At 61.2% G+C, this 7,043-nt stretch carries 7 protein-coding genes; 3 read left to right on the top strand and 4 right to left on the bottom strand.

Annotated features, from left to right (window positions below):
• Positions 1-827: WD40 repeat domain-containing protein (locus AACR77_RS10345; protein WP_231563203.1), on the bottom strand; the 827-nt coding region annotated here is incomplete at its 3' end.
• Positions 828-946: 119 nt separating this feature from the next.
• On the opposite strand from AACR77_RS10345, the gene fkpA reads away from it, so the two are divergent.
• Positions 947-1,756, top strand: a complete 810-nt coding sequence (gene fkpA / locus AACR77_RS10340; RefSeq protein ID WP_029313875.1) for an FKBP-type peptidyl-prolyl cis-trans isomerase — start codon at positions 947-949, stop codon at positions 1,754-1,756.
• A gap of 148 nt (positions 1,757-1,904) precedes the next feature.
• Entirely contained in the window at positions 1,905-3,308 is a 1,404-nt protein-coding gene (locus tag AACR77_RS10335) for a sigma-54-dependent transcriptional regulator (protein ID WP_042881314.1), read from the top strand.
• 69 nt (positions 3,309-3,377) lie between these two features.
• Here the strand turns inward: AACR77_RS10335 and AACR77_RS10330 are convergent, their stop codons facing one another.
• The 3 genes from AACR77_RS10330 to AACR77_RS10320 all read right to left on the bottom strand — a co-directional run bounded on the left by AACR77_RS10330 (position 3,378) and on the right by AACR77_RS10320 (position 5,132).
• Positions 3,378-4,244, bottom strand: a complete 867-nt coding sequence (locus tag AACR77_RS10330; protein WP_042881261.1) for a tetratricopeptide repeat protein — start codon at positions 4,242-4,244, stop codon at positions 3,378-3,380.
• Positions 4,245-4,342: 98 nt separating this feature from the next.
• Positions 4,343-4,678, bottom strand: a complete 336-nt coding sequence (locus tag AACR77_RS10325) for a hypothetical protein (RefSeq protein WP_010673254.1) — start codon at positions 4,676-4,678, stop codon at positions 4,343-4,345.
• A 115-nt stretch (positions 4,679-4,793) separates the two neighbouring features.
• Positions 4,794-5,132 (bottom strand): DUF2956 domain-containing protein, encoded by a 339-nt coding sequence (locus AACR77_RS10320; RefSeq protein ID WP_041211201.1) that lies wholly within the window; start codon positions 5,130-5,132, stop codon positions 4,794-4,796.
• 248 nt (positions 5,133-5,380) lie between these two features.
• Between AACR77_RS10320 and ushA the strand changes: the two genes are divergently transcribed.
• Positions 5,381-7,043: bifunctional UDP-sugar hydrolase/5'-nucleotidase UshA (gene ushA / locus AACR77_RS10315; RefSeq protein ID WP_042881259.1), on the top strand; the 1,663-nt coding region annotated here is incomplete at its 3' end.

Below are 7,043 nucleotides of genomic sequence, written 5' to 3'. Positions count from 1 at the left end.
TGGCCGTCACTCACCTGCCACAGAGTGAGCTGGCGGGAGGGGGCGCCGGTGATGAGCCAGTTGCCGCCGTTGACGAAGCGGGCGCTGGTGTAGACCTCGAAGCGGTGATCGTATTGCAACCGGCTGTGCTCCTTGCCGGTTTTGAGATCCCAGATGCTGGCCTGGCGACTGTCTGCGGTGAAGGCGAAACGTCCGGACGGATCCAGTCTCGCCATCACGACTCGCCCGGCGTGGTTGAAGCGCCACACCACCTGGCCCGTGCGGGTATCCCACAGATAGGCGCTGTAATCGTTGCCGCCGGTGAGGGCATAGCGACCATTGGGGGAGAGATCCACCGTGTTGACCTGTTCGGTGTGGCCGAGGAATTGCAGCCGGCGTCCGGTCTGGGTGTCGACCACTTCCGCCTTGCCGTCTTCACGGCCGATGAGCACCTGGCGGCCATCCGCCGAGATCGCCGCATCGCGCAGGCGGGATTCTGGCAGGGAGTAGTAGCCCTGGGAGCGGCCATCCTGCAAGCGCCAGATGGCGAAGGTGTGCTGGGTGGCGGTGATGGCATGGCTGTCATCGGGGGAGAAGCGGGTCAGGGTGACGAACTCTTCCTGGTCGTCGCTCTGGCGCCAGCGCCAGCGCTCCTTGCCCTGTTCCAGATCCCACACCACAGTGCCCTGACTCAGGCTGGAGACGAGCGCGAGCTTGCCGGAACTGGCGAGATCCGCGCTCAGCAGACCCTGGTGGGCGAGGCGGATCTGCTGGCTGGGAAGTGAGCGTTGTTCGCACCCCGTCAGCATCAGGCAAATACCGATGAGATAAATGGCACTTTTGATCATTTTTCCTGTCTCATGCTTTCGTTACCTGCGATCACGGCGTTAGTATAAGGCGCTTATCACGATAAACCTCTCATTTCACGAAGGAACCGAGAGCGGTATTTAGAGTTTTGGAGAAACTGATGAACAATTTTCTGAAGGTGTCCCTGTTGGCTGCGGCGGTTGCCGTCGGTCTGACTGCTTGCCAAAAAGATGAGAAACCTGCTGCGACCAACACCGCAGAGGTCAAGGCAGAAGCCAGCAAGCCGGCAGAGGCCCCCAAGGCTGAGGCCAAGAGCTTTGAAGAGCAATCCGGCTATGCGATCGGCCTCTCCATGGGTCGTTATATCGCCAATACCCTGGAGCGCCAGCAGGAGCTCGGCATCAAGCTGGACAACACCGTGATCCTGAAGGGTGTCACCGACGGTCTGGGCAAAGAAGCCAAGATGACCGACGAGGAGATCCAGAAGGTTCTGCAGGAATACGACGCCAAGATCAACGAGCTGACCAAGGCGAAGGCCGACAAGGATGCCGTGGAAAACCTGAAGAAGGGTGAAGAGTTCCTGGCTGCCAACGCCAAGAAAGAGGGCGTGAAGAGCACCGAGTCCGGCCTGCAATATCAGGTCGAGAAGATGGGTGACGGCGCCAAGCCGAAGGCCACCGACATCGTCAAGGTGCACTACACCGGTACCCTGACCGATGGCACCAAGTTTGACAGCTCCGTCGATCGCGGTGAGCCGGCTACCTTCCCGCTCAACCAGGTGATCCCGGGCTGGACCGAAGGGGTGCAACTGATGCCAGTCGGCTCCAAGTTCAAGTTCTTCCTGCCGTCCAAGCTGGCCTATGGCGAGCACGGTGCAGGTTCCATCCCGGCCAACGCCGTGCTGGTATTTGACGTAGAGCTGCTGGCCATCGAAAAACCGGCTGCCGATGGCGACAACGCCAAGAAATAAGCTCAAAGCACCATAAAAACGGCTCCCCAGGGAGCCGTTTTTGCTTGTGTATTGTCGCAATCCCCCGGATAAAGCGATGAGGCCGTCTTGAGTGTGTGGCGGCTAGCCCCCAGAATAGACAACAAAATCAAGCGCAAGGATGGATCTCGTGGCTGAAAGCAAACCCCGTGTCCTGTTGGTGGAAGATACCCGCAGTCTGGCGGTCGTCTATGAGCAGTATCTGGCCCAGGATGGCTACGAGGTGCAGCTGGCAGACTGTGGCCAGCAGGCTTTGGCACAATTGCTGGCAAGCCCGCCCCCCGTGGTGCTGCTCGACCTGGAGTTGCCCGACATGTCCGGCATGGACATCTTGCAGCAGATCACTGAGCGGCAACTGCCCTGCTCCGTGGTGGTGATCACCGCGCACGGCTCGGTGGATGTGGCGGTGGAGGCGATGCGGTTCGGGGCCTTCGATTTTCTCACCAAGCCGTTCGATGGCAAGCGCCTGTGCGCCACGGCGCGCAATGCCCTGAAGCACCAGCAGCTCAGCTCGCTGGTGGCCCAGTATCGGGAAAACTTCGAGCGCAGCTCCTTTGCCGGTTTCATCGGCGCCTCCATGGCGATGCAGGCGGTCTATCGCATCATCGAGAGCGCGGCGCCGAGCAAGGCCACCGTCTTCATCACTGGCGAGAGCGGCACTGGCAAGGAGGTGTGCGCCGAGGCCATCCACCAGTGCAGCCCGCGTCGGGATCAGCCCTTCATCGCCCTCAACTGCGCCGCCATTCCCCATGACCTGATGGAGAGCGAGATCTTCGGCCACGTGAAGGGGTCGTTTACCGGTGCCCAAGGGGATCGCAAGGGGGCGGCCAGTCTGGCGGACGGCGGTACCCTCTTCCTCGACGAGATCTGCGAGATGGATCTCGACCTGCAGAGCAAGCTGCTGCGTTTCATCCAGACCGGCACCTTGCAGCGGGTCGGCAGCGGCAAGCTGGAGACGGTGGATGTGCGCTTTGTCTGCGCCACCAACCGGGATCCCCTGGTGGAGGTCAAGGCCGGACGGTTTCGTGAAGATCTTTACTACCGCCTGCACGTGATCCCGCTGGCGCTGCCCCCCCTGAGGGAGCGGGGAGAGGACATCCTGCTGCTGGCCCGGGAGTTGCTGCTGCGTTATGCCGGTGAGGAGAACAAGCGGTTCAGGGATTTTGATGCGGACGCAGTGCAGGTGCTGCTCGACTATCCCTGGCCCGGCAACGTGCGCGAGCTGCAAAACGTGGTGCGCAACATAGTGGTGCTCAACGATGGCGAGCTGGTGAGCCCGGATATCCTGCCACCTCCCCTCAACGGGGGGCGTACCCTGGCCCCGGAGCCTGCGGTCGGGATCGCGGATCCCCAGTCAGAATCCGTCGTCGTTCGCAGGCAGGTCCGTCCGCTCTGGCAGGTGGAGAAGGAGGCCATCGAGCAGGCCATCGCCAGTTGTGACGGCAACATCCCCAAGGCGGCGGCCCTGCTGGAAATAAGCCCTTCCACGATTTATCGCAAGAAGCAGAGCTGGGAAGAGGCGAGTCCGGCCTGAGCCGTCACCTCTGCTCCCGGGCAGACATGCTGATGTGCGGGGCGGCCAATTGGTCGCCCCGCACGCTTATCAGAGTTTGGCGAGCAGCTTGAGCCTGGCCAGTCGTTCTGCCTCGTTGGCGGTGAACCAGCCATCCTGTGACAGCAGAAACCAGGCGCGGGCAAAGTATTCGGTCGCCGCGGGATCATTGAGCACGAGTGCATTCTCCCCCAGCTCCTCGAACACATAGCCATCCTCGGGGGTGCCTGCGGCGGCCATGTCGTCGCGCAACTGCGCCAGTTCGGCCATGGCCTGTTCATGGCGCTCCTGGGCCCGGCTCAGGCGCGCCAGACTCCAGCGGGCGATAAAGGCTTTGCTCTGGTTGTTGTGCTGCTCGTGCCAGGCCAGGCACTTTTGTTGACAGGCGATGGCCTCGTCGAGGCGACCCAGCTCGAACAGGGTCCAGCCCTGATTGTTGTAGAGGGTGGCGAGCCAGCTTCGCGCCCGCTTGTCGTGACTGCGCTCGGCCAGGGTCATCGCCAGCTGGTGCCAGTGGCTCTGCTCCTTCAGGGGGGCGGCGATGGCCACCATGTGGGCCGCATCGATGGCCAGATAGTGCTCTTCGTACTGCTCTCCCAGTTGCCAGGCCTGTTCAAACAGGGCTCTGGCGCTGGCCTTGTCACCGGCGGAGTTGAAGGTGCGGCCACGCTCCAGCAAGGCGCGCAGGCGGGCCCGGGGAGTCGCCTCGGTGAGGCGGGGTTCTATCTCGTCGAGCAGCTGGTGCGCCTGTGCAAACTGGCGTTGCAGCGAATGGGTACGGGCTATCTGGGTGAGGAGCTCCAGCTCCCATTGCAGGTTGGCGGCACGCGCCTCGGGCAGCAGTGCTTGAAAACGCTGGGCGCTGGCAACGGGATCCTGATAATCCCACAGCGCCATGAAATCGGGCGGATTGTTCATCTGGCCTCCATGCCGGTTATCCGCCCACCAAGATGCCTGAAGGCCATTCTTTGTACAAGAAGGGGGGCTGGCGCCATCGTGACGCCAGCGTTTGCCGATCAGTAGACCATGGCAAGGCTCATCAGCATCAGACCCAGGGCAGCAAAGGCTCCCTCCTTGATAGCCAGGCGCGGTACCAGTGCCTTGGGCAGGGCAGGGAACAGGCTCAGGGCAAAGCCGAACCCCGGCATCAGCCAGTGGAAAGCAGGGCTTCGCAGGGCGGGATCCGCAGCGCCATTGATGACGATGAGCAGGATAAAGAGAGTGAAGGCGGGCAGGATAAACCAGCGGGCATGGCCGGCGGCAACCGCCCGCAGTGGCGAGATGCGATAGAGCACCAGGGTCACGAGGAAGAGGGCGAGGGGAGCCAGCAGATAGAGCGGGGCCGGATTCATGATGAGTGTCTCCTGACAAGGGGGGCAGAGTGTAGGCAGTCCGGGTGGGGAATGACCAGTCCCCCGCGCCCGGGCTGTGAAGCGGATCGCAGGGCAAAGGTTTGCCTGGGCAGGATCAGCGGAACCAGAACCAGAGCACGGCAAATACCAGCCAGCTCAGCACCAGCAGGATCCAGGGCAGCGGGTGCTGGCGGGTGAGCTCGATGACCTCGGCTTCGCTCTCCTCTTCCCGTGTCTCTTGGGAAGAGTGCCTGGCTTTGGCTTGCAGTTTCTTCTGGCGGCTGGCCTCGCGGGCCTTCGCCTTCATCTGTTTCTTGTATTCGTCTATGCCCTTCTGGATCCCCTGGGCGATGAGCTGGGTTTGCTCCTTGGTCTGCCCCGGCTTCTGGTTGGCACGGGCGATCTTCATCGCCTCCTGCTGGGTTTCGGGGGAAATTTTGTCGTACTTGGCCATTCCAGGCACTCCTTGGCATTGATTGGCGGGCAGTATGCCATAACCGTTACCGGCGGGCTGCCATCATGGGGGAAATTGCTCTGCGAGTGGGGTGCCTCTGTTCCAAATAGGGGAAACAGGTTGCGTGGATGATCACATTTGGCGGAATTTGTGAGTCGCCGATGAAAAACCGTCACATGTTGTTTGTTATATTACCGCCCGATCCTAGATAGGGTCGTCCAATAACAAAATAACAAGGTGATATGGAAATGAATTATAAATTTGTCAAAGGAAGTATCGCACTGGCAGTGCTTGCCGCATTGAGCGGCTGCAATACCTCAAGCAACGACAGCGTCGCCCCCTGCACCGAAAATGTCTGCAAGCTGACCATTTTGCATACCAATGATACCCACGGTCGTTTCTGGCACAACGACAAGGGCGAATATGGCATGGCGGCCCAGAAGACCCTGGTCGAGCGGCTGCGTGCCGAGGCGAAAGCGGCGGGCAGCGAAGTGCTGGTGCTCTCCGGCGGTGACGTCAACACCGGAGTGCCAGAGTCGGATCTGCAGGATGCAGAGCCGGACTTCATGGCCATGAACAGCATCCGTTACGATGCCATGGCGGTGGGCAACCACGAGTTCGACAACCCCCTGACCATCCTCGAGAAACAGCGCCAGTGGGCCCAGTTCCCGATGATCTCCGCCAACATCTATGACAAGACGAGCGGCAAGCGCTACTTCGATCCCTACAAGGTGTTCAAGCTGGAAAGCGGCCTCAAGGTCGCCGTGCTGGGTCTGACCACAGAGGACACCGCCCAGCTGGTGGATCCCAACAACGTCCAGACCCTGGAGTTCCGCGATCCGACCACGGAAGCCGCCAATCTCGGCAAGCAGATCCGCGACAACAAAGAGGCGAACCTGGTTCTTGCCATCACCCACATGGGCCATTACGAGAATGGTCAGCACGGCAGCAACGCACCGGGTGACGTGGAGATGGCCCGTGCGCTGCCGGCAGGCACCCTGGACGCCATCATCGGTGGTCACTCCCAGAACCCGGTCTGCATGGAGCCGGGCACCCCGGACAAGTACGCCGACTTCAAGCCGGGCGACGACTGCCAGCCGGATCAGCAGAACGGCACCTGGATCATGCAGGCTCACGAGTGGGGCAAGTATGTGGGTCGTGCCCAGTTTGACTATCAGAATGGCAAGCTGACCCTGACCCAGTACGATCTGATCCCGGTCAACCTGAAGAACGCGGACGGTGATTTCATTCAGGAAGAGATCGTCAAGGATCCCGAGCTCTACAACACCCTGCTCACCTATCAGGAGAAGGGACAGCAGGAGCTGGGTGTGGTTATCGGTGCCACCGATGGCGTACTGGACGGTGAGCGCGCCAACGTCCGCAACAAGCAGACCAACCTGGGTCGTCTCATCACCACCGCGACCGCCGAGAAGCTGAGCACCGACTTTGGCATCGTCAACTCCGGTGGGGTGCGTGCCTCCATCGCGGCAGGGGACATCAGCTACCGTGACGTGCTGACCGTGCATCCGTTCGGCAACACCGTCAACAAGGCGACCATGAGCGGCAACGAGCTGCTGACCTACCTGGGTCAGGTCGCGACCAAGACCGCCAATACCGGTGGCTATGCCCAGTTCGGCGGCATCAAGATGACGGTGGATTGCCAAGCCAAGAGTGTGGACATCGCCACCATCGGCGGCAAGGCCTTCGATCCGGCAGCAACCTACAGCTTCTCCATCCCGAGCTTCAGCGCGGCCGGTGGTGACGGTTATCCGAAGATCGACACCATTAATGCCGGTCTGGTGGATGCCGGTGTGCTGAAGGATTATATCGCGGCGAAGAAGACCATCCAGGTCGCCGATTATCAGCCGGCCGGCGAGGTCAGCTATATCAACTCCACCTCGGTAGAGGGTT

This window comes from Aeromonas sp. ZOR0002 (assembly GCF_963866995.1).
GTDB lineage: Bacteria > Pseudomonadota > Gammaproteobacteria > Enterobacterales > Aeromonadaceae > Aeromonas > Aeromonas caviae.
Note: the sequence above shows the minus strand (reverse complement) of the source record. Positions and strands in the feature narration are given on the sequence as shown.